Below are 21,622 nucleotides of genomic sequence, written 5' to 3'. Positions count from 1 at the left end.
CTGATCCCTCAGGGCATGAAGTCACTGTAAACGGCTGGGCAACGAGCTGTTTGCGCTGGCGCAAAGATGTGTCTGGCGTCCTGAACATCGGCGGCAACGCCGGAAAGTGGCGCGATCACGCCCGTTCCCGGCATGCGGGGTACGCAGGCAGGGAAAACTAGCCGGCCCGGGGCGGCAGGTTGCGGAAGAATTCCACCACTTCGTTCGTCTCGCGCGTGCGCTTGAACGGCGGCAGGCTTTGCCAGATGCGCTTGCCGTAGGGCTTGGAAATGAGACGGGGATCGCAGATCATCAGCACGCCGCGGTCGCCCTCGTCGCGGATCAGGCGGCCCGCGCCCTGCTTCAGGTTGATAATGGCTTCCGGCAACGAATGGTGCATGAAGCCGTTCTTGCCCTGCTTTTCCATCACTTCGATGCGGGCGGCCAGCACCGGGTCGTCGGGCGGCGCGAACGGCAGCTTGTCGATGATCACCAGAGAGAGCGCATCGCCGCGCACGTCGACGCCTTCCCAGAAGCTCTGGCTGCCGATCAGCACGCCATTCCCGGCGGCGCGGAACTGGTCCAGCAATTCCGTGCGGCCCTTTTCTCCCTGCACGAACAGGGGGAAGTCCAGGCCGCGCTGCTTGAATTCATCGGCCAGGCGCTCGGCCGCGCGTTTGACGGCGCGCAAGGTGGTGCACAGGAAGAAGGTGCGCCCGCCGGCCGCCTCGATGATGGGCAGCGCGCAATCGATGACGGCGTCCGTGTAGCCGAGGGAATTGGGTTGCGGCAGGTTTTGCGGCACGAACAGCAAGCCCTGCTGGCCATAGTCGAACGGACTCGGCCACGTGTGCGACGGTTCGCCCGTCAAGCCCATCTGTTCGGAAAAATGCTTGAAATCGTTTTTCACGGCCAGCGTGGCGGACGTGAAAATCCAGCTGCGCGGCGTACCTTCGCGCTGATTGTTGAAGATAGGCGCAATCGACAGCGGCGTTTTATGCAGCTGCAGGGAGCTGGAAAAAGCTTCCACCCAGAACACGGCCTCTTCGCCGGCCGCCACTTTGGCTTTCGGGTCGAATTTCCAGCCGCTCAGCTGCTGCGCCAGCTCGACGCCGCGCACGCGGCACTGCTCCAGCGTCTCCGCCCGCTCCGCCTGGGTTTCCAGCACGGCCACCATGCCGTCAAGCTCATCCTTGAGGGTATCGAGGGCGGGGAAAAAGTCGCTGGATGGCGCGATCTGCGGCAAGGACAGGCGCACGATGTCCTGCGGGAAGGTCAAACGCAGGTCGCGCGCCGCCTTTTCCACCACCGTGACCGTCTTGGCCCAGTCGATGCCGCGCGCGTGCGCGAGCCCCTCGGCCAGCACGTCGCGGCACAGTTCCAGGATTTGCGAGGTCGACACCGTATTGCCAAAGAACAAAGTGGCCGTATCGGGCAGCTGGTGCGCCTCATCGAAGATGATGGTATTGGCCGAAGGCAACAATTCCGCCACGCCCGTGTCCTTCAGGGCCACGTCGGCAAAGAACAGGTGGTGGTTGACCACCACCACGTCGGCCTGCTGGGCTTCCTTGCGGGCCTTCATCACAAAACAATCCTGGTAGTACTGGCACTCGGCGCCCATGCAGGTGTCGCGCGTGGACGTGACCAGGTTCCAGATCATGGCATTTTCCGGCACCTTGGTCAATTCGGCCTTGTCGCCGGAGCTGGTCATCTTGATGAAGCGCGAAATTTCGCGCAGATGGCCCACGTCGTCGCGCGACGTCATGCGGCCGTTCTGCAGGGTGCGTTCCAGATGATAGTGGCAGACGTAGTTCGAGCGGCCTTTCAGCAAGGCGACGGAGACGGGCGCCTGCAGCGCGGCGCGCACGGTGGGGATATCGCGCAGGAACAACTGATCCTGCAAGTTCTTGGTGCCCGTCGAAACAATGGTCTTGCCGCCCCACATCAGGGCCGGCACCAGGTAGGCAAAGGTCTTGCCGGTGCCCGTGCCCGCCTCGGCGATCAGGGTCGTCTGGCTGTCGATGGCACTGGCGATGGCCTTGGCCATTTCCGTTTGCGAACGGCGTGGCTTGTAGCTGCCCACGGCCGGTCCCAGCGGACCACCGGCGCCAAACAGGCGCTCGATGTCGGCATCGTGCTTGCCTGGGGGCGCCTGGGGTTCGTCGGGCGCCGCTGGCAGCTGGCCTTCTTGGCTTGCAGGCAATAAATTGTGATCGGTCAAAATATACTTAAGGTTATGGCTGGGCCGGGCTGAGCGCTACTGGCGCCCTCAGGCTGGAACATCGGGCACAAGTTGCATTTTAAGCAGCGTGATGTGGTCCTTCAGCTGCAGCTTGCGCTTTTTCAAGCGGCGCAGTTGCAGCTCGTCATAGTGACCATCAAGCGTCAGCAACTCGATCACGGCATCGAGGTCACGGTGTTCCACGTCAAGTTCAATCAGGCGCCGTTCTATATGCTGTACATCGCTCATGTGTTGCGTTCCAGGCAGTGTTGATCAACAGGCGCGCGCAAGATGCGCGCGCAGCCATCTGCGCCGGATCACCGGCGAGTGCATAGTTTAACCTGCCGCGCGGGATAGGGCACGCCATTTCCGGCGCGCCCGGCGGCGGCGCGACTTATTTGGCAGGCGGGACGGCGACAGCCGCGGCACTGGCCGCCGCCTTGGCCGCCTTGGCGTCAGCCTCGGCCTGGCGTTCGGCCAGCCGCCGGGCCACGCGTTTCTGGCGCGCCACGGCATCGGCCTGCTTGCGGGCAAACGCCGCCTCGCGGGCCGCCCGGCGCGGCGCCTCGGCCGCTTCTTCGGCAGCCAGTTTTTTTACTTTGGCCGCATGTTCGGCCTCGCGCTCGGCCACGCTCTTGCCTTCCGGCTTGGGCGGCGCCGGCTCGGGCGTGACCACTTTCACGGGCTTGGGCAGGGCCGCCGCCCGCTGCTCGGCATCCAGGCGCGCATCTTCCTGCGTCCGGGCCAGGTCGATATCGCGCAGGCGCACGGACTCGGCGCGCTTGAAGTGATTCGCTTCGGCCTCGACGGCGCGCAGGCGCACGAGGATCTGGCGGCGCTTTTCCTTGGCCTTGTCCAGGCAGCTGTTCACGAAGAACTTGCCGTAGCACTCCAGTTCGCGCGCGGCGAACTCGTTTTCCGCTGCCTCGCGCTCGCTGGCAACCTGCTTGAGCTTGGCGTCCGCTTCTTCCACCGACAAGGTGGCGGGCACTTGCGGCACGCCGACCTCATCCAACGCCGCGCTGCCCTGATGGGCGCAGGCGGACAAGGCCAGGGCCAGGGCAACACCCGTTGCCAGCTGGTATAGTTTTTTTGCCATTATTTTCATTCTTCCCGCCTCAAACGATCGCGTCGGCCGCGCCGCGCTGTTCTTTTTCCATGTATTCGCGCGATTGCATCTCGATGATACGCGAAACGGTACGGTGAAACTCGTTGGCCAGCGTGCCGTTCGTGTACAGCTGCTCGGGCGCCACTTCGGCCGACATGATCAGCTTGACCTTTTGATCATAAAACACGTCGATCAGCCACGTAAAACGGCGCGCCTCGGACGACTGTGCCGCCGACATGGCCGGTATGCCGGACAATATCACCGTATGGAAGCGGCTGGCGATTTCCAGGTAATCATTTTGCGAGCGCGGGCCACCGCACAGGGTGGCGAAATCGAACCAGATGATGCCGCCGGCGCGGCGCAGGCAGTGGATTTCGCGGCTCTCGATGCGGATGCGCGCATCTTCGTCGGCCGTCTCGGCAATGCGCGTGTAGGCGTCGCGCAAGGCCTTGTCGGTGGCGGCGCCAAGCGGCGTATAGTAGCTTTCCACCTGTTCCAGCGCGCGGCCGCGGTAATCGACGCCGGCGTCGACGTTCATCACGTCGAGCTTGGCCTTGAGCAGCGCGATGGTCGGCAACATGCGGTCGCGGTGCAGGCCGTCCGGATACAGCAGGTCGGGGTCGTAATTCGAGGTCATGATGAAGGACACGCCGTTGTCGAACAGGGCCGACAGCAGGTTATACAGGATCATCGCATCGGCGATGTCCGAGACGTGGAATTCATCGAAACAGATCAAGCGGTATTTCTTGGCGATGCGCTTGGCGACTTCATCGAGCGGGTCGGCCACGCCCTTCAATTCATCGAGCTGCTGGTGCACGCCGCGCATGAATTCGTGGAAGTGCAGGCGCGTCTTGCGCACCAGGGGCACGACCGAATAAAAGCTGTCCATCAGGAACGATTTGCCGCGCCCTACCCCGCCCCACATGTACACGCCCTTGGGCACGGCAGGACGGTTGATCAGGCGCTTGAAGGTGCTCGAACGCTGGCCCTTGTAGGCCACCCACTCGTCATAGCACAGCTGCAGGCGGTCGACCGCGCGCCGCTGGGCGGCATCGGCCTTGAAATCACGCTTCTGCAACGCGTGCTGGTAAAACTCTTCTACGTTCATGGGATTCGCTTTAACGCACAAGGGCGCCGGCGGAAAAAATCCGCGAGCGCCCCTGCTGGACTAACTACAATTAAAAGTTCAACGTACGCTTGTCAACAGCCAGTGCCGCTTCCTTGGTCGCTTCCGACAGGGATGGATGGGCGTGACAGATGCGCGCGATGTCTTCGGCCGAAGCCTTGAATTCCATCGCCACGACGGCTTCGGAAATCAGTTCGGACGCCATCGGGCCGACGATGTGCACGCCGAGGATTTCATCGGTCGTCGCATCGGCCAGGAATTTCACCATGCCCGAGGTGTCGCCCAGCGCGCGCGCACGGCCGTTGGCCATGAACGGGAAGGTGCCGGCCTTGTAGGCGATGCCTTCCGCCTTCAGGGTTTGCTCGGTCTTGCCGACCCACGCGATTTCCGGCGAGGTGTAGATCACCCAAGGAATCGTGTTGAAGTTGGTGTGGCCATGCTGGCCGGCGATACGCTCGGCCACGGCAACGCCTTCTTCTTCGGCCTTGTGCGCCAGCATCGGGCCGCGCACGACGTCGCCCACTGCCCAGACGTTCGGCAGGTTGGTCTTGCAGTCGCCGTCGACGGCGATGAAGCCGCGCTCGTCCAGCTGCAGGCCGACTTTGTCAGCGCCCAGGCCGTTCGTGTTCGGCGTGCGGCCGATCGAGATGATCAGCTTGTCGAACACGGCTTTTTGCGCTTCGCCCTTGGCGTCCACGAATTCCACGGTGACGTCTTTCTTGCCTGGCGTGATCGCACCGATCTTGCAACCGAGGTTGATCTTCAAGCCTTGCTTGGTGAACAACTTTGACGCTTCCTTGGCGATCTGCTCGTCAACGGCGCCCAGGAAGACCGGCAGGCCTTCGAGCACGGTGACGTCGGAACCCAGGCGGCGCCAGACGCTGCCCATTTCCAGGCCGATCACGCCGGCGCCGATGACGCCCAGCTTGGCGGGTACGGCGTCGATGGCCAGTGCGCCCGTGTTCGACAGGATCAGTTTCTCGTCGAATGGTGCGCCCGGCAGTTCGCGCGCATTCGAACCCGTGGCGATGACCACGTGCTTGGCCGACAAGGTTTCGTTGGCTTCGCCCGTCACGCTGATTTCATACGCGCCAGCGGCGGCGGCAGCGAAAGCGGCGCGGCCGTGGAAGAAGGCGATCTTGTTCTTCTTGAACAGGTACAGGATGCCGTCGTTGTTTTGCTTGACGACGGTGTCCTTGCGCTTGAGCATCTGACCCAGGTTCAGCTTCAGGCCGGCGACGTCGATGCCGTGCTCGGCGAAGCTGTGGCCCGCGTGTTCGAAATGCTCGGACGATTGCAGCAGCGCTTTCGACGGGATGCAGCCGACGTTGGTGCAGGTACCGCCAGGCGCGGCGCCGCCCTTGGCGTTCGACCACTCGTCGACGCAGGCGACGGAAAAGCCCAGCTGCGCTGCGCGGATGGCGGCGATGTAGCCGCCAGGGCCCGCGCCGATGACAACTACGTCAAATTGTTTAGTACTCATGTTTTGTTGTTCCAATCTCTTCGTCTGGTACGAAAATCCACAATAGAAGGTAAATCACCACGCCAAAGCCGAAGGTCAATGTAAACAGGACGAAGACAAGGCGCCAGATCCACGCTTCCATGCCGGAAGCGCGTCCCAGGCCGCCGCAGACGCCGCCGAGCCAGCGGTCGGTGCGCGAGCGGCGCAGGCGGTTGAATTCCTGCACCAGGTCGTTTGCCGGGCCGGAGCCGGCAGCGGCGCCGGACGTGCTGTCCGGCTTGTCCAGGTTGATATTGCTCAAGAGCTTGGCTTTCGCTTGCGCGAATTCCGCGTCGCTCAGGGCGCCCGCCAGGTGCAACTCGTGCAGACGCTTGATTTCTTCAGAGACGTTCATGGGAATCCTCTTTCATTGAGATCAGCCAGCTGCGTCTTCTGGCAAGGGGTATCAGCTACATTGCCCCGGCGGCCAAGCCGGGGGACTACAGTGCTTACAGGTCCAGCAGCAGGCGTGCAGGATCTTCCAGCGCTTCTTTCATCGCCACCAGGCCCAGGACGGCTTCGCGGCCGTCGATGATGCGGTGGTCGTAGGACATGGCCAGGTAGTTCATCGGACGCACCACGATCTGGCCGTTTTCGACAACGGCGCGGTCCTTGGTCGCATGCACGCCCAGGATGGCCGATTGCGGCGGGTTGATGATCGGGGTCGACAGCATGGAGCCGAAGGTGCCGCCATTCGAGATCGAGAACGTGCCACCCGTCAGGTCGTCCAGGGTCAGCTTGCCTTCCTTGGCTTTCGCGCCGAATTCACCGATTTTTTTCTCGATGTCGGCGATCGACAGCTGGTCCGCGTTGCGGATGATAGGCACGACCAGGCCGCGCGGCGAACCGACAGCGATACCGATGTCGAAGTAGCCGTGGTAGACGATGTCATTGCCGTCAACGGAGGCATTGATGATCGGGTACTTTTTCAGGGCGGCGACGGCAGCCTTGACGAAGAAGGACATGAAGCCCAGCTTGACGCCGTGCTCTTTCTCGAACTTGTCCTTGTACTTGTTGCGCAGGTCGATGACCGGCTGCATGTTCACTTCGTTGAACGTGGTCAGGATGGCGTTCGTCGATTGCGATTGCAGCAGGCGCTCGGCGATACGTGCACGCAGGCGGCTCATCGGCACCCGCTCTTCAGGGCGGTCGCCCAGGCTGGCGGCCGACGGCGTGGCAACTTGCTGCAGCGCTGGCTTGGCAGCGGCTGGCGCCAGTGGCGCAACGGCTGGCTTGGCGGAAGCGGCCAGGGCGTCGCCCTTGGTCACGCGGCCATCTTTGCCCGAACCGGCGACGTCGCCAGCGGACAGGCCTTTTTCGGACAGGATCTTGGCGGCGGCAGGCATGGCGACATCGCTCTTGTTGACTGCTGGTGCCGATTCTTGTGCGGCGGCAGCCAGGGCTGGCGCAGGCACGGCGGACACTTCCATCGGGCTGACCTTGGCCGAGCCGTCGGTGTCGATGATGGCGATGACTTCGCCGGCAACGACAGTGGCGCCGTTATCCTTGATGATCTGCACGATCACGCCAGCGGCCGGCGCCGGCAGTTCCAGCACTACTTTATCGGTTTCGATGTCGATCATGTTTTCGTCGCGCGCGACTGCTTCGCCGACTTTCTTGTGCCATGCCAGCAGGGTCGCTTCCGCAACCGATTCCGACAACTGGGGAACTTTGACTTCGATTTGTGCCATGTAAAACTCCGTTTATTTTGTTATTGCGGCGCCGCCCCTGCGTAGCAAGGACGGCGCTCCGTCATCATCTAGTTGATCAGGCGCAATGCGCATCGCATCGCGCCCGGTATCCTTACTTGGTCAGGATAAAACCTTTCAGCTTCGAGAATGCCGTTTCCAGCAAGTCTTTTTGCTGAGCGTAGTGCTTGTCATAGTAACCGACAGCAGGCGACGCCGAAGCAGGACGGCCGGCGTAGGCCAGACGCTGACCCGATTCCAGGCCTTCGAAGATGTTGTGCTGGATCTGGAACCAGGCGCCCTGGTTTTGCGGCTCGTCCTGTGCCCAGACGACTTCGACCAGGTTCGGGAACTTCTTCAGTTCAGCAGCAAACGACTTGTGCGGGAACGGATACAGCTGTTCCAGGCGCACGATGGCCGTGTCGGTCTGGCCGCGGGTCTTGCGTGCGTTGACCAGGTCGTAGTAGACCTTGCCCGAGCAGGCGACCACGCGCTTGACTTTCTTGGCGTCGATTTTGTCGTCGACTTCGCCGATAACGGTCTGGAAACCGCCCTTGGCCAGGTCGGTCAGCGGCGAACCGGCGTCCTTGTTGCGCAGCAGCGACTTCGGCGTCAGGATGACCAGCGGCTTGCGGAACTGGCGCACCATCTGGCGGCGCAGCAAATGGAAGATCTGCGAAGCCGTCGTCGGCTGCACCACTTGCATGTTGTTGTCTGCGCACAGCTGCAGGAAACGCTCTGGACGCGCGGACGAGTGCTCAGGACCCTGGCCTTCGTAACCGTGCGGCAGCATCATGACCAGGCCCGAAGCGCGGCCCCACTTCACTTCACCGGAGCTGATGAACTGGTCGATCACCACTTGCGCGCCGTTGGCGAAGTCGCCGAACTGGGCTTCCCAGATCGTCAGCGTGTTCGGTTCAGCGGTCGAGTAGCCGTATTCGAATGCCAGTACGGCTTCTTCGGACAGCACCGAGTCGATGACGGTGAACGGCGCCTGGTTTTCCGACACGTTTTGCAGCGGAATGTAGGTACCGGCATCCCAACGCTCGCGGTTCTGGTCATGCAGCACGGCGTGGCGGTGCACGAAGGTGCCGCGGCCCGCATCCTGGCCCGTCAGGCGGATGGCGTAGCCAGACGATACCAGCGAAGCGTAGGCCAGGTGTTCGCCCATGCCCCAGTCCAGGTTCATTTCGCCGCGGCCCATGGTGGCGCGGTCGCCCAGGACCTTCTCGACCAGCGAGTGGACCTTGAACTGTTCCGGCACGGTGGTAATGCGCGCGGCCAGGCGTTTCAGTTCCGTCATCGGCACGGCCGTATCGGCCGAGTCGGTCCATTTCTTGTTCAGGAATGGCAGCCAGTCGACGGCGTACTTGTTCTTGAAGTTCGAGATGACCGGATCAACGGTGTGCTTGCCGGCGTCCATGGCGTCGCGGAAGGCGGCTACCATCTTGTCGCCGCCATCGGCAGGGATCACGCCTTGCGCAACCAGCTTGTCCGCATACAGCTTGCGGGTGCCTGGATGCTGGCCGATGCGCTTGTACATCAGCGGCTGCGTCAGTGCCGGCGTATCCTGCTCGTTGTGGCCCAGCTTGCGGTAGCAGATGATGTCGAGGACGATGTCCTTCTTGAATTCCATGCGGTAGTCGAGCGCGATCTGCGTCGCCAGCACCACGGCTTCCGGATCATCGGCATTGATGTGCAGGACCGGTGCTTCGATCATCTTGACGACGTCCGAGCAGTACAGGGTCGAGCGCGAGTCGCGCGGATCCGAGGTGGTGAAACCGATCTGGTTGTTGATCACGATATGCACCGTGCCGCCCGTGCCGTAGCCGCGGGTCTGCGCCAGATTCAGCGTTTCCATGACCACGCCCTGGCCGGCGAAAGCGGCATCGCCGTGCACCAGGATAGGCAGTACTTGCGCGCCGTGCACGTCGCCGCGGCGATCCATGCGGGCCTTGACGGAACCTTCAACCACGGGGTTGACGATTTCCAGGTGCGACGGGTTGAACGCCAGCGACAGGTGGACCGGGCCGCCCGCGGTGGAGATGTCCGACGAGAAGCCTTGATGGTATTTCACGTCGCCGGCAGGCAGGTCGTCGCCATGCTTGCCTTCGAATTCTTCGAACAGTTCCTGCGGCGCCTTGCCCAGGGTGTTCACCAGCACGTTCAGACGGCCGCGGTGGGCCATGCCGATGACGATCTCCTGCACGCCTTTTTCGCCGGCGCGCTGGATGGTCTCATCCATCGAGGCGATGAACGTTTCGCCGCCTTCCAGGGAGAAGCGCTTCTGACCCACGTAGCGGGTGTGCAGATAGCGTTCCAGGCCTTCAGCCGCGGTCAGGCGGTCGAGGATGTGGATTTTTTTCTCTGGGGTGAAATTCGGGGTGGAACGGATCGATTCCAGTTTCTCTTGCAGCCAGCGCTTTTCGGCCGGGTCGGAGATGTACATGAATTCGGCGCCGATCGAACGCGTGTAGGTATCGCGCAGGAAGTTCAGCAGGTCGCGCAGGGTAGCGGTCTCGGGGCCAAAATAGGTGTTGCTGATGTTGAACACGGTGTCCATGTCCGCGTCGGTGAAGCCGTAGAAGCTCGGTTCCAGTTCCGGGATCATCGGACGTTCCTGGCGCTGCAGCGGATCCAGGTTGGCCCAGTGCGTGCCCAGGTAGCGGTAAGCGGCGATCAGCTGCGTCGCGGCGACGCGCTTGCGGCCCATTTCTGCATCAAAGGAAGCGGTCACGGTGCGGATCGGACCTGCTTTTGCGCGCTCGGCGAACGAGGCGACGACGGAGGCATGCGCCACGTCAGGCTTGTTGGTGCCATCGACGGCAGGCACGTGCTGCATCGCGTCGAAGTAGGAGCGCCAGTTATCGGGTACCGAGCCTGGGTTGTTCAGATACGCCTCGTACAGGTCTTCCACGTACGGAGCATTCCCACCGAACAGGTAGGAGTTGGTCGTTAATTGCTGCATATATTGCTCACCTTTCTTCGCGTTTCGCGAGGAATTAGCGGGTTAATCTAACCTTCCGCGACACGGCCTGACCGGTTAGCGGATTGCACATCAAGTTGTGGGGAAGGGCTTTTTTATTGCACCAGCATTCTGCATACCGTCATTTAGAATAGCACGCGGTATTGTAACGCAACAACCGCTAGTTGAATTTTATTTGGCAAGCAAATGTAAGCTGTGTTGCTGATTTTCCCGGGCTTGCAAGCCTGTCACTGTTATGCTTACAACACATCGGCGGCCCTGCCGGCGTGCCGCTTGCGCCCGACTGGTCTGCCCGGCAACCCCGGTGCGGCGATGGCTGCCAGCCAATCGGCATCGCCGGCAAACCACTCCACCAGGAAGTCGAGCATGGTGCGCAGCAGCGGCGACATATGCTGGCGCGAGGTGTAGACGCCGTAGATGCCCATGTCCTGCGGCAGATAACCGGGCAACAGCTCCACCAGCTGCCCGCTGGCGATCAGCGGCGCGGCCGAATAGCGGGGCTGCATGGCGATGCCCGCCCCCGCCACCGTGGCCACCAGCAGGACCAGCGATTCATTCGCCGACAAACGGCCGCTGACGGGCACAGTGAGCGCTTCCCCATCATGAGTGAACTGCCACAGGCTCTTGCCAAAATACGTGTACGTCAGGCAGTTGTGCAGGGCCAGGTCTTGCGCCCGGCGCGGCGTACCATGCGCCGCCAGATACGATGGTGCGGCGCACACCACCGAGGCGCAACTGGCCAGCTGGCGCGCGATCAGATTGGGCTCGAGCGCATTCGTGATGCGGATCGCCAGGTCGATGCGCTGCTCCACCAGATTGACGGCGCGGTTCTCCATCTGCAGATCGACGGCGGCGCGCGGGTAGCGCCGCAGGTAAGCGGTCACTGCGCCGGCCAGCGCGGCCTGTGCCAGCGATTGTGAACAGGTAATGCGCAGCAAGCCGTGCGGCGTGTCCATGCCCTCGGGCGATGCGACGGCCATGGCGCCGGCCACCTCCAGCATCTGCCGGCAGCGCGCGAGGGTCGCGTCGCCCGCATCCGTCAGGCTCAGACGGCGCGTGGTGCGATGCAGCAGACGCGCCCCCGCCCACGCCTCCATTTCGGCGAGGTAACGCGTCACCATGGCACGCGACATGTCGAGCGCCTCGCTGGCGGCGACCATGCTGCCACGTTCGGCAATGGCGACAAACACTTGCGCGGCGGTTATGCGGTCCATCTGCAACTCTCCATTGATTCATCCGATCCATGCAACCAAGTATTGCAATCTACCCTACTTCTCGCGCCTGGTCGAAAGGATAATATGCTTGCACGCGCCGTCCAGCCTTGCCTGCCTCTGGAAACCCTTCGCCTGGACGTGCGGGGCCGCGCACCATCCACTTCACTGCTGAGCAGCGCGGCGGACGAATGCCCGGTTCCTGCGCGACGATGCGGCGCAGTTAGCCAGCGGGCGCCACGGCCGAGGCGAGGCGCCGCCAGGCTGGCGCCCGCGTCGTCCACTGGGGCGGCATCCTCAAGCACAACGCACCACGCCGCATCGTCCTGCCCCGCGTCCACGATGTCGCCAGCCTGCCGCTCGACGGCGAAAACGTCCGCCTGCAGCCGCTGCTGGCGGCGCTCGACTGATTCAAGCAGTTTTTTCTACGCATAAAAAAACGGGCCGAAGCCCGTTTTTTTTGCTCGATACCGCTCTGGATTAACGCTTGTCCAGTGGCAGTACTTCGCGCGTGGTCGAACCGACGAACAGCTGGCGCGGACGGCCGATTTTTTGCTCTGGGTCGGCGATCATTTCGTTCCACTGGGCGATCCAGCCGATCGTACGGGCCATGGCGAAGATACCGGTGAACAGCGACACAGGGATGCCCAGCGCCGATTGCACGATACCCGAGTAGAAGTCGACGTTCGGGTACAGTTTGCGCGACACGAAGTATTCGTCGTTCAGTGCAATCTTTTCCAGTTCCATCGCCAGCTTGAACAGCGGATCGTCTTGCAGACCCAGTTCTTGCAGCACTTCGTAGCAGGTTTCACGCATCAGCTTGGCGCGTGGGTCGAAGTTCTTGTACACGCGGTGGCCAAAGCCCATCAGCTTGACGCCCGAGTTCTTGTCCTTGACTTGCGCGATGAAGGCAGGGATGTTCTCGACGGTGCCGATTTCTTTCAGCATGTTCAGTGCCGCTTCGTTGGCGCCGCCGTGGGCAGGGCCCCACAGGCAGGCGATACCGGCAGCGATACAGGCGAACGGGTTGGCGCCCGACGAACCGGCCAGGCGGACGGTCGAAGTCGAGGCGTTTTGCTCGTGGTCCGCGTGCAGGATCAGGATGCGGTCCAGGGCGCGCACCAGCACGTCGTTGACCTTGTACTCTTCGCACGGGTTGGCGAACATCATGTGCATGAAGTTGGCGCTGTACGACAGGTCGTTGCGTGGGTACACGAACGGCTGGCCGACCGAGTACTTGTAGGTCATGGCGACCAGGGTTGGCATCTTGGCGATCAGGCGGATGGCCGACACTTCGCGGTGACGCGGGTCATTGATGTCCAGCGAATCATGGTAGAACGACGCCAGCGCGCCGACGGTGCCCACCAGGACCGACATCGGATGCGCGTCGCGGCGGAAGCCACGGAAGAAGAATTGCATCTGTTCGTGCACCATCGTGTGCTTGGTGACGGTGTCGACGAACTTGGCTTTCTGCGCCGCGTTCGGCAATTCGCCGTTCAGCAGCAGGTAGCACGATTCCATGAAGTCGGCGTTGACGGCCAACTGTTCGATCGGGTAACCACGGTACAGCAGCTCGCCCTTGTCGCCGTCGATGTAGGTGATCGACGAGTTGCAGGCGGCCGTCGACATAAAGCCTGGGTCGTAGGTGAACTTGCCGCTACCGGCGTACAGTTTGCGGATGTCGATGACGTCCGGGCCAACCGTGCCTTTGTAGATTGGAAATTCAAGCGATGGGCTGCCATCGGAGAACGACAGGGTAGCTTTTGTGTCAGAGATATTCATGGGCTCTTCCTTCTCGGGAGTGAGTCGAAATTAAAATCAAAAATTCTGGCTGCAATTCGCACCGCATTCGGCAGTGCTACAGCGCGCCACTCGCACCGTTTGCAATATATCGCCCAGGCGTCTAGGCAATGCGCAGTCGTTGCAGCAGTGCGCGCACATGCGGCAGATCGACTTCGCCTTCCGGCTCTTTACGGGCCAGTACCAGATCCATTAACGCATTGTCCGATAAATCCAGCAAACGCGTCAGCGCGTCAACTTCTTCATCGGTCAATTCGGTTTCATACGCATCGAGAAAACGGGTCAGGATAATGTCGTTTTCCAGCAGGCCACGGCGTGAACGCCAGCGCAGGCGGGCGCGGTTGGCCGGGTCGGCCTGATGCGAGGACAAAATTGATTCTGTCATTTGGTTTACCACTTTACGTGTGCCTTGCGGCACGGTGCTGCTTTGCAGGCGCCGCCTGCAGGCAAGAGAGGATACCCTCTTCCCGCAAACGGCGCCCGGCGGACGCGGTCAGACGAATCAGATCGCGCGGCGGACCATCAATTCCTTGATCTTGCCAATCGCCTTGTTCGGGTTCAACCCTTTCGGGCAGACGTCGACGCAGTTCATGATCGAATGGCAGCGGAACAGGCGGTACGGGTCTTCCAGGTTGTCCAGACGCGCGCCCGTGGCTTCGTCGCGCGAATCGGCGATGAAGCGGTAGGCTTGCAGCAGGCCGGCCGGGCCGACGAACTTGTCCGGATTCCACCAGAACGACGGGCACGACGTGGAGCAGCATGCGCACAGGATGCACTCGTACAGGCCATCGAGTTCTTCGCGCTGTTCCGGCGACTGCAGGCGCTCTTTTTCAGGCGGAATCGAATCGTTGATCAGGAAAGGCTTGATCGAATCGTACTGCTTGAAAAATTGCGTCATGTCGACGATCAGGTCGCGGATGACCGGCAAGCCTGGCAACGGACGCAGCACGATAGGCTCCGACAGTTCGTTCAGGTTGGTGGTGCATGCCAGGCCGTTCTTGCCGTTGATGTTCATCGCGTCCGAACCGCACACGCCTTCGCGGCACGAGCGGCGCAGGGCCAGCGAATCATCGACGTCCGCCTTGATGCGCTGCAGTGCGTCGAGCAGCATCTTGTCGGTGTCTTTCAGTTCGACCGTCAGGTCTTGCATGTACGGCTTGGCATCCTGGTCAGGATCGTAGCGGTAGATTTTGAATTTAAGAGTGCGTGCCATGGTATAGCCTTAGAAAGTACGTGGTTTCGGTTTGAAGGTATCAACCGTCAGCGGCTTGGTCACGACTGGCTTGTATTCCAGTCTGTTGCCTTCCGAATACCACAGAGTGTGCTTCATCCAGTTCTCGTCGTCGCGTTGCGGATGGTCGTCCTGGGCGTGCGCGCCGCGCGATTCCTTGCGGGCCGCTGCCGAAACGATGGTCGCTTTCGCCGTTTCGATCAGGTTGTCCAGCTCCAGCGCTTCCACGCGGGCCGTGTTGAAGACCATCGATTTATCCTTGAAGGAGACGTGCTTGCGGCGCTCGTCGAGCTTCATGATTTCCTCGACGCCCTTGTTCAGCATCTCGTCGGTACGGAACACGCCGCAGTACTTCTGCATCGTTGCACGGATGTCGTTGGCCACGCCCTGCACGGTTTCCGTGCCGGTCGAGTTTTCCAGGCGCTGCAGACGGCCCATGGCGAAATCGGCCGCATCGGCTGGCAAAGGCTTGTTCTCTTTGCCTTTCAGGCCGCTGTTGACGATGTGGTTACCGGCCGCGCGGCCGAAGACCACCAGGTCGAGCAGCGAGTTCGTGCCCAGGCGGTTGGCGCCGTGCACGGAAACGCAGGCGCACTCGCCGATCGCGTACAGGCCGTTGACGACTTTCGCCGAATTGTCCGGACCGGTCGGGGTGACGACCTGGCCGTGGATGTTCGTCGGGATGCCGCCCATCTGGTAGTGAATCGTCGGCACGACAGGAATCGGTTCCTTGGTGGCGTCGACGTTGGCGAACTTGTGGCCGATTTCCAGGATCGACGGCAGGCGCTTGGCGATGGTGTCGGCGCCGATATGGCGCAGGTCCAGCATCACGTGGTCCTTGTTCGGACCGCAGCCGCGGCCTTCCTTGATTTCCTGGTCCATCGAACGCGAGACGAAGTCGCGCGGCGCCAGATCCTTCAGGGTCGGCGCATAGCGTTCCATGAAGCGTTCGCCTTCGCTATTGATCAGGATGCCGCCTTCGCCGCGCACGCCTTCGGTGATCAGTACGCCCGCGCCGGCCACGCCGGTCGGGTGGAACTGCCAGAATTCCATGTCCTGCAGCGGCAGGCCGGCGCGTGCCGCCATGCCCATGCCGTCGCCCGTGTTGATGAAGGCGTTGGTCGACGCGGCGAAGATGCGGCCTGCGCCGCCCGTTGCCATGACCGTCGTCTTTGCTTCCAGGATCATGCATTCGCCGGTTTCCATTTCCAGCGCGACAACACCAATCACGTCGCCTTCGGCGTCACGGATCAGGTCGAGTGCCATCCATTCGACGAAGAAATGCGTACGGGCACGGACGTTGCGCTGGTACAAGGTGTGCAACAGGGCGTGACCGGTACGGTCGGCTGCCGCGCAAGCGCGCTGCACCGGCTTTTCGCCGAAGTGGGCCGTGTGGCCGCCGAATGGACGCTGGTAGATGGTGCCGTCAGGGTTGCGGTCGAATGGCATGCCGAAGTGTTCCAGTTCGTACACGACCTTCGGTGCTTCGCGGCACATGAATTCGATGGCATCCTGGTCGCCCAGGTAGTCGCCGCCCTTGACGGTGTCGAACATGTGCCAGAACCAGTTGTCTTCGGCCATGTTGCCGAGCGACGCGCCGATACCGCCCTGCGCCGCCACGGTGTGCGAGCGGGTCGGGAAGACTTTCGAGAGAACTGCGACGTTCAGGCCGGCTTCAGCCAGCTGCAACGACGCGCGCATGCCGGAACCGCCGGCGCCAACGATAACCGCATCAAAGCGGCGGGTAGGGATTGCAGATTTATATGCTGCCACGATTACACACTCCAGAGTATCTGTACCGTCCAGCCGGCACAAGCGATCAACCACAGCATGGTGGCAATTTGCAGGGTCAGACGGAGGCCAGCGCTTTTCACGTAGTCCATCCAGATGTCGCGTACGCCGACCCATGCGTGGTAGAACAGCGCGACGAAGGTCACCAGGCTGAACAATTTAAACCACTGCTGTGCGAACAGACCAGCCCAGCCTTCATAGCTGAAGTTGCTGCCGGTCAGGAAAGAAATCAGCAGGATGGCCACATAGGCCACCATGACGATGGCGGTGACGCGTTGCGCCAGCCAGTCGCGCAAGCCGTAATGGGCACCGACGACGAGGCGTTTCGGTCCGATGTTATTGTCTGCCATGTTTAAAATACTCCAAACAGTTTCAAAGCGACCAAAGCCGTCAACACCAGGCTCACGACCAGCACGGACGACGCGGTCTTGCGCGCCGAATCTTTTTCGATGGCAACGTGCACATCCATGAACAGGTGGCGGATACCGGCACAGAAGTGGTGCAGGAAGGCCCAGACCAGAGCCAGGGTGATCAGCTTGACGAACCAGTGCGAGGCGATGCCCTGGAAGTAGGCATAGGACATTTCGGAACGCAGGCTCAGTTCCAGCATGTACAAGATGCACGGCAGCAGGGCGAAAATGATGAAACCGCTGATACGATGCAGGATCGAGACGATGGCGCCGACAGCCATGCGGTAGTTCGACAATTCGGTAACATGAATGTTACGGAATTGCGGCCGTTCTTTTTTTGGTACTTCTCTTACGGCTTCAGACATAACAAAAACCTCCCCTTTGAATTTCAACTAAATATTGAAGCCGCGATTTTCGCCGATTTTCGCAACCCATACCAATATCTATTGTTACATATAACCAAAATGGTTTTTTACTACAAAATACCGCGCTACTTTCCGTAGTTCACGTAATTTAATTACAGAATCGCCGGCAAAGCACGGCCCGCCGGGGCCGGCCATGCTGTAGCTGCGCGTTCTGCTGTCTCCAATGCCCGTCTTGCGACTGGCACTTTACAAGCGATGCACTTCAGCCTTGCCGCTTCTGCGGACGCCCGCGGGCGCCCCGCTGCTTCAGCTGAGTTCATTCTGATAATGATGGCGACTGGTCAGGTACAGGCCCCGGCGCAGTTCGACTGGCTTGTCGCCGTAGGTAAACGACACGCGCTCGGAACTGAGCAAAGGCGTGCCGAGGTCGATATTCAATAGCTGCGCGGCGCCCGCATCGGCGCACACGGCGCGGATCTGCTCGGACGCGCGTATCATGCGCGTGCCAAATTCCGTCTCGAACAGGCCATACATCGGCCCCTTGTATTCCACCAAGCGCTCGGCCGTCAGCCCCTTGAAGATCAGGCCAGGCAGCCACAGCTCCTCGACGATGGTCGGCACGCCGTCGAAATACTGCACGCGCTTGATGAAGATCACGGCGTCGCCGGATTTCAGCTCCATCAGGCGCGCCACGTCGGCCGGCGCACGCACGCGCTTGACTTCGATGAACTTGCTTTCAGGATAGTGAGGCACGCCTTCGTCCGGCACCAGGCGCAGGAAGCGGAAATGCGCGCGCGCCTCGTGGTGCGTGGACACGAAGGTGCCCTTGCCCTGGCGGCGCATGACGAGGTTCTCGGCAGCGAGCTCGTCGATGGCCTTGCGTACCGTACCCTGGCTGACCTTGAAGCGGCCCGCCAGTTCGACTTCGCTGGGAATGAGCTCGCCCGGCTTCCATTCACCCGATTGCAGGCTCTGCGTAATGAGCGCCTTGATCTGCTGGTACAGGGGGCTGAAGGTGGGCGACGCAGTGACTGCAGGCGCGGCGGGCGCAGTGGTATTGCTGCTGGCTGTCACGGCAACTGGCGTGCTGATCGCGGCGGCGACGGGCGTGGCTGGGGTGCCCGCGGTCGGACTGACCGCCCCGCTTGCAGCAGTGGCATTGTTGGTCAGATTGGACGAGGCGGAATTCATAGTCCGACATTTCAACACAAATCACTGCCCGCGTCCAGTAAAACAGACGCGGTTATCTGTCTTATATAAGACATAAGATATGATTGACAGATGGAGATCAGAGGCCTAAACTGCCCTCGATAAAACATGTGAACCAGCGTTTTATGTTGTCGGCCAGCCACTCTGGCCTCGTGCAGCACAAGCGTGACGGCAGCGTACACCAGCAATTCGGTGGCGCCGGCCGGTTTTGGTATCATTATAGTTTTTCCGGATAAGCGTAAGCCCAGCTTCAAGCCCGTTTTCTTTCCCATTTTTGGAGATTCATCATGGCTAAAACCCCAATGCGTGTTGCAGTGACCGGCGCCGCCGGCCAGATCGGCTACGCCCTGTTGTTCCGCATCGCCAATGGCGACATGCTCGGCAAAGACCAGCCTGTCATCTTGCAACTGCTTGAAATCCCGGACGAAAAAGCCCAGAAGGCGCTCAAGGGCGTGATGATGGAAATCGACGATTGCGCATTCCCGCTGCTGACGGAAATGACCGCCCACTCCGACCCGCTGACGGCATTCAAGGATGTCGACGTGGCCGTACTGGTTGGCGCGCGCCCACGCGGCCCAGGCATGGAACGCAAGGACCTGCTGGAAGCGAATGCCCAGATCTTCACGGTGCAAGGCAAGGCGCTCGACGCCGTCGCTTCGCGCAACGTCAAAGTGCTGGTGGTCGGCAACCCTGCCAACACCAACGCCTACATCGCCATGAAATCGGCACCGTCGCTGCCAGCGAAGAACTTCACCGCCATGCTGCGCCTGGACCACAACCGCGCACTGTCGCAAGTCGCTGCCAAGACCGGCACCGCCGTCAAGGATATCGAGAAGCTGACCGTCTGGGGCAACCACTCGCCAACCATGTACGCCGACTACCGCTTCGCCACCGTGAACGGCAAGGCTGTCAAGGATCTGATCAACGACCAGGAATGGAACGCCAACGTGTTCCTGCCAACCGTCGGCAAGCGCGGCGCGGCCATCATCGAAGCGCGCGGCCTGTCGTCGGCAGCGTCGGCAGCGAACGCCGCCATCGACCACATCCATGACTGGATGCTGGGCACCGCTGGCAAGTGGACCACCATGGGCGTTCCTTCGGATGGCTCGTACGGCATTCCTGAAGGCACCGTGTTCGGCTTCCCGGTCACCACCGAGAATGGCGAGTACACCATCGTTCAAGGCCTGGAAATCGATGCATTCTCGCAAGAACGCATCAACCTGACCCTGAAAGAACTGACCGAAGAGCGCGAAGGCGTGAAACACCTGCTGGCCTAAATCCAGTATTGGCGGCGCGGCCTGAGCGCCGCCCGCCAAGAAGGCCGCTCCGCGCACGTCGCGGCGCGGCTGTTTTATCAAGTAGTTTTTACCTGCAGAAATGCCTTAAGCATGCACCCTTCCGAGGTTTTATTCCAAGGCAAACGCCAGCCGCTGTTGCTCGCCGCTTGCGACCACTACGCCGGCTCTGAAAAGCTGATGCGTAAATCGATTGCTTTGCAACAAGAGCTTGGCCCCCTGTTCGACATCACGTTCGACTGCGAAGACGGCGCCAGCGCCGGCAATGAAGAGTCCCACGCCCGCATGATCGCCGGCCTGCTGGCCAGCGACGAGAACCAGTTCAACCGCATCGGCGTGCGCGTGCACGACGTCGACAGCCCGTTTTTCGCGCGCGATGTGGAAATCATCTGCACGGCCGCGTCCCGCCTGGCCTACATCGCCGTGCCGAAAGTCGGCGGCGTGCAGGACGCCATGCTGGCCATCGACCTGATCAACCTGCACGCGCGCCGCGCCGGACGCGACAACCTGCCCGTGCACATCCTGATCGAAACGCACGGCGCGCTGCGCGACGCCCATGCGATCGCGGCCCTGCCCCAGGTCGAATGCCTGTCCTTCGGCATCATGGATTTCGTCTCGGCCCACTACGGCGCCATTCCTGCCGCCGCCATGCGCACGCCGGGCCAGTTTACGCACCCGCTGGTGGTGCGCGCCAAGCTGGAAGTGGCGGCCGCCTGCCATGCGCACGGCAAGGTGCCGTCCCATAACGTGACGACGGACGTGCGCGATTCGGCCGTGGTGGCCAACGACGCCCAGCGCGCTACGGCCGAGTTCGGCTACACGCGCATGTGGAGCATCCACCCGGACCAGATCAAGCCCATCATCAAGGCCTTCACGCCGCGCCTGTCCGAAGTCAACGAGGCCAGCAACATCCTCAATGAAGCGCTGCGCGCCAACTGGGGCCCGATTGCCCAAAATGGCCGCTTGCACGACCGCGCCAGCTACCGATATTATTGGACCGTTTTGCAACGCGCCAAACTGGCGGGCCTCGGCCTGCCCGAGGCGGCCGCCGCATTATTGAACCCGCCCTCTTCCAGCAATACTGAAAACTGACAGGAATTACACGATGTCCATCTCCAAAATAGCAATTGCCTGCAGCGTCGCGCTGGGCGCCCTGACCCTCACGCTGGCGCCAGCCAGCTTCGCCGCCACGGACACCAAGGCGGAGGCAAACGCCAAGGCGGTCAAGGCCAAGCCGAAGGCCAAGACCGCCAAGGCCAAGCCGGCCGCCAAGGAAGCGCATCCACTCGCCATGTCGGTCGCCGACAAGGAAGAATCCGATGAGCCGGATACGGCTGGCTCGGCTTCCACCGAGTTCAATTGCGAACTTGGCAACAAGATCACGATCTACACGAATGCCACGGATGACAAACACATCGCCCTGCGCTGGAAGAAGCGCCTGCACCGCCTGAGCCGCGTGGGTACCACCACCGGCGCCAACCGCTTCGAGAACCGCCTGTATGGTCTCGTGTGGATCGGCATCCCGGCCAAGGGCATGCTGCTCGACTCCAAGCAGGGCCGCCAGTTGGCCAACGAATGCAAGGATGCGGAGCAAGCCAAGCCGGCGGCAGTGGTGGAAGCCGCGCCATCGCTGGGCGTGCTGCCGGCGAGCGGCGGCTGATGTGAGCAGCAAGGGCCTCTTCGGGGGCTCAGTCATGTTTT

19 protein-coding genes are annotated in these 21,622 nt (G+C 61.6%); 3 read left to right on the top strand and 16 right to left on the bottom strand.

The features are described 5' to 3' along the window. Positions 1-157 precede the first annotated feature (157 nt). The 16 genes from BXA07_RS07415 to BXA07_RS07340 form a co-directional block, all read right to left on the bottom strand. A complete protein-coding gene (locus tag BXA07_RS07415; protein WP_244556210.1) occupies positions 158-2,182 on the bottom strand; it encodes a DNA repair helicase YoaA in 2,025 nt (674 codons plus the stop codon). A 66-nt stretch (positions 2,183-2,248) separates the two neighbouring features. Further along, complete coding sequence (locus BXA07_RS07410; protein ID WP_076566935.1) at positions 2,249-2,449, bottom strand: YdcH family protein; 201 nt, start codon at positions 2,447-2,449, stop codon at positions 2,249-2,251. 145 nt (positions 2,450-2,594) lie between these two features. Next, entirely contained in the window at positions 2,595-3,299 is a 705-nt protein-coding gene (locus BXA07_RS07405) for a hypothetical protein (RefSeq protein WP_083708081.1), read from the bottom strand. A gap of 19 nt (positions 3,300-3,318) precedes the next feature. Next, positions 3,319-4,416, bottom strand: coding sequence for a cell division protein ZapE (zapE, locus tag BXA07_RS07400; protein ID WP_076566932.1), 1,098 nt, complete (start codon positions 4,414-4,416; stop codon positions 3,319-3,321). A gap of 70 nt (positions 4,417-4,486) precedes the next feature. Continuing rightward, a complete protein-coding gene (gene lpdA, locus BXA07_RS07395; protein WP_035820749.1) occupies positions 4,487-5,917 on the bottom strand; it encodes a dihydrolipoyl dehydrogenase in 1,431 nt (476 codons plus the stop codon). Further along, positions 5,907-6,290, bottom strand: coding sequence for a PspC domain-containing protein (locus BXA07_RS07390; RefSeq protein ID WP_076566930.1), 384 nt, complete (start codon positions 6,288-6,290; stop codon positions 5,907-5,909). Before BXA07_RS07390 ends, lpdA begins: the two co-directional genes overlap by 11 nt. A 94-nt stretch (positions 6,291-6,384) precedes the next feature. Continuing rightward, complete coding sequence (gene odhB, locus BXA07_RS07385) at positions 6,385-7,626, bottom strand: 2-oxoglutarate dehydrogenase complex dihydrolipoyllysine-residue succinyltransferase (RefSeq protein ID WP_076566928.1); 1,242 nt, start codon at positions 7,624-7,626, stop codon at positions 6,385-6,387. A 112-nt stretch (positions 7,627-7,738) separates the two neighbouring features. Beyond that, positions 7,739-10,591 carry a 2-oxoglutarate dehydrogenase E1 component gene (locus BXA07_RS07380; RefSeq protein WP_076566926.1) on the bottom strand — a complete coding sequence of 951 codons (2,853 nt, stop codon included), beginning with the start codon at positions 10,589-10,591 and terminating at the stop codon, positions 7,739-7,741. A 257-nt stretch (positions 10,592-10,848) separates the two neighbouring features. Further along, on the bottom strand, positions 10,849-11,823 hold the full coding sequence (locus tag BXA07_RS07375; RefSeq protein ID WP_076566924.1) for a LysR family transcriptional regulator: 975 nt from the start codon (positions 11,821-11,823) through the stop codon (positions 10,849-10,851). A gap of 477 nt (positions 11,824-12,300) precedes the next feature. Beyond that, on the bottom strand, positions 12,301-13,602 hold the full coding sequence (gene gltA, locus BXA07_RS07370) for a citrate synthase (RefSeq protein ID WP_034752071.1): 1,302 nt from the start codon (positions 13,600-13,602) through the stop codon (positions 12,301-12,303). A gap of 121 nt (positions 13,603-13,723) precedes the next feature. After that, positions 13,724-14,005: an FAD assembly factor SdhE gene (locus BXA07_RS07365; RefSeq protein WP_034752073.1), complete on the bottom strand. Its 282-nt coding sequence runs from the start codon at positions 14,003-14,005 to the stop codon at positions 13,724-13,726. Between the two features lie 117 nt (positions 14,006-14,122). After that, a complete protein-coding gene (locus BXA07_RS07360; RefSeq protein ID WP_034752075.1) occupies positions 14,123-14,833 on the bottom strand; it encodes a succinate dehydrogenase iron-sulfur subunit in 711 nt (236 codons plus the stop codon). A gap of 9 nt (positions 14,834-14,842) precedes the next feature. Further along, positions 14,843-16,624 (bottom strand): succinate dehydrogenase flavoprotein subunit, encoded by a 1,782-nt coding sequence (gene sdhA / locus BXA07_RS07355; RefSeq protein ID WP_076566922.1) that lies wholly within the window; start codon positions 16,622-16,624, stop codon positions 14,843-14,845. A gap of 2 nt (positions 16,625-16,626) precedes the next feature. Beyond that, the gene (gene sdhD / locus BXA07_RS07350; protein ID WP_034752078.1) at positions 16,627-16,992 is read right to left on the bottom strand and encodes a succinate dehydrogenase, hydrophobic membrane anchor protein; all 366 of its coding nucleotides are present in this window, start codon (positions 16,990-16,992) and stop codon (positions 16,627-16,629) included. 2 nt (positions 16,993-16,994) lie between these two features. Continuing rightward, complete coding sequence (gene sdhC / locus BXA07_RS07345) at positions 16,995-17,417, bottom strand: succinate dehydrogenase, cytochrome b556 subunit (protein ID WP_076566920.1); 423 nt, start codon at positions 17,415-17,417, stop codon at positions 16,995-16,997. A gap of 306 nt (positions 17,418-17,723) precedes the next feature. Further along, a complete protein-coding gene (locus BXA07_RS07340) occupies positions 17,724-18,608 on the bottom strand; it encodes a GntR family transcriptional regulator (RefSeq protein ID WP_076566918.1) in 885 nt (294 codons plus the stop codon). A 305-nt stretch (positions 18,609-18,913) separates the two neighbouring features. On the opposite strand from BXA07_RS07340, the gene BXA07_RS07330 reads away from it, so the two are divergent. The 3 genes from BXA07_RS07330 to BXA07_RS07320 all read left to right on the top strand — a co-directional run bounded on the left by BXA07_RS07330 (position 18,914) and on the right by BXA07_RS07320 (position 21,581). Further along, positions 18,914-19,903, top strand: coding sequence for a malate dehydrogenase (locus BXA07_RS07330; protein ID WP_076566915.1), 990 nt, complete (start codon positions 18,914-18,916; stop codon positions 19,901-19,903). 111 nt (positions 19,904-20,014) lie between these two features. After that, positions 20,015-21,013, top strand: a complete 999-nt coding sequence (locus BXA07_RS07325) for an HpcH/HpaI aldolase/citrate lyase family protein (protein WP_076566913.1) — start codon at positions 20,015-20,017, stop codon at positions 21,011-21,013. 13 nt (positions 21,014-21,026) lie between these two features. After that, positions 21,027-21,581, top strand: coding sequence for a hypothetical protein (locus BXA07_RS07320; RefSeq protein WP_076566911.1), 555 nt, complete (start codon positions 21,027-21,029; stop codon positions 21,579-21,581). Positions 21,582-21,622 lie beyond the last annotated feature (41 nt).

This window comes from Janthinobacterium sp. TND4EL3, from assembly GCF_900156175.1.
Lineage (GTDB): Bacteria > Pseudomonadota > Gammaproteobacteria > Burkholderiales > Burkholderiaceae_D > Janthinobacterium.
The sequence above is the reverse complement of the archived record's forward strand: the minus strand, read 5'-3'. Positions and strand labels throughout refer to the sequence as shown.

Bases quoted from the DNA above. Each gene is read 5' to 3' on its own strand.
- BXA07_RS07410 (WP_076566935.1), bottom strand. From the start codon at position 2,449: ATGAGCGATGTACAGCATATAGAACGGCGCCTGATTGAACTTGACGTG.
- BXA07_RS07405 (WP_083708081.1), bottom strand. From the start codon at position 3,299: ATGGCAAAAAAACTATACCAGCTGGCAACGGGTGTTGCCCTGGCCCTG.
- zapE (WP_076566932.1), bottom strand. From the start codon at position 4,416: ATGAACGTAGAAGAGTTTTACCAGCACGCGTTGCAGAAGCGTGATTTC.
- lpdA (WP_035820749.1), bottom strand. From the start codon at position 5,917: ATGAGTACTAAACAATTTGACGTAGTTGTCATCGGCGCGGGCCCTGGC.
- BXA07_RS07390 (WP_076566930.1), bottom strand. From the start codon at position 6,290: ATGAACGTCTCTGAAGAAATCAAGCGTCTGCACGAGTTGCACCTGGCG.
- odhB (WP_076566928.1), bottom strand. From the start codon at position 7,626: ATGGCACAAATCGAAGTCAAAGTTCCCCAGTTGTCGGAATCGGTTGCG.
- BXA07_RS07380 (WP_076566926.1), bottom strand. From the start codon at position 10,591: ATGCAGCAATTAACGACCAACTCCTACCTGTTCGGTGGGAATGCTCCG.
- BXA07_RS07375 (WP_076566924.1), bottom strand. From the start codon at position 11,823: ATGGACCGCATAACCGCCGCGCAAGTGTTTGTCGCCATTGCCGAACGT.
- gltA (WP_034752071.1), bottom strand. From the start codon at position 13,602: ATGAATATCTCTGACACAAAAGCTACCCTGTCGTTCTCCGATGGCAGC.
- BXA07_RS07365 (WP_034752073.1), bottom strand. From the start codon at position 14,005: ATGACAGAATCAATTTTGTCCTCGCATCAGGCCGACCCGGCCAACCGC.
- BXA07_RS07360 (WP_034752075.1), bottom strand. From the start codon at position 14,833: ATGGCACGCACTCTTAAATTCAAAATCTACCGCTACGATCCTGACCAG.
- sdhD (WP_034752078.1), bottom strand. From the start codon at position 16,992: ATGGCAGACAATAACATCGGACCGAAACGCCTCGTCGTCGGTGCCCAT.
- sdhC (WP_076566920.1), bottom strand. From the start codon at position 17,417: ATGTCTGAAGCCGTAAGAGAAGTACCAAAAAAAGAACGGCCGCAATTC.
- BXA07_RS07340 (WP_076566918.1), bottom strand. From the start codon at position 18,608: ATGAATTCCGCCTCGTCCAATCTGACCAACAATGCCACTGCTGCAAGC.
- BXA07_RS07330 (WP_076566915.1), top strand. From the start codon at position 18,914: ATGGCTAAAACCCCAATGCGTGTTGCAGTGACCGGCGCCGCCGGCCAG.
- BXA07_RS07325 (WP_076566913.1), top strand. From the start codon at position 20,015: ATGCACCCTTCCGAGGTTTTATTCCAAGGCAAACGCCAGCCGCTGTTG.
- BXA07_RS07320 (WP_076566911.1), top strand. From the start codon at position 21,027: ATGTCCATCTCCAAAATAGCAATTGCCTGCAGCGTCGCGCTGGGCGCC.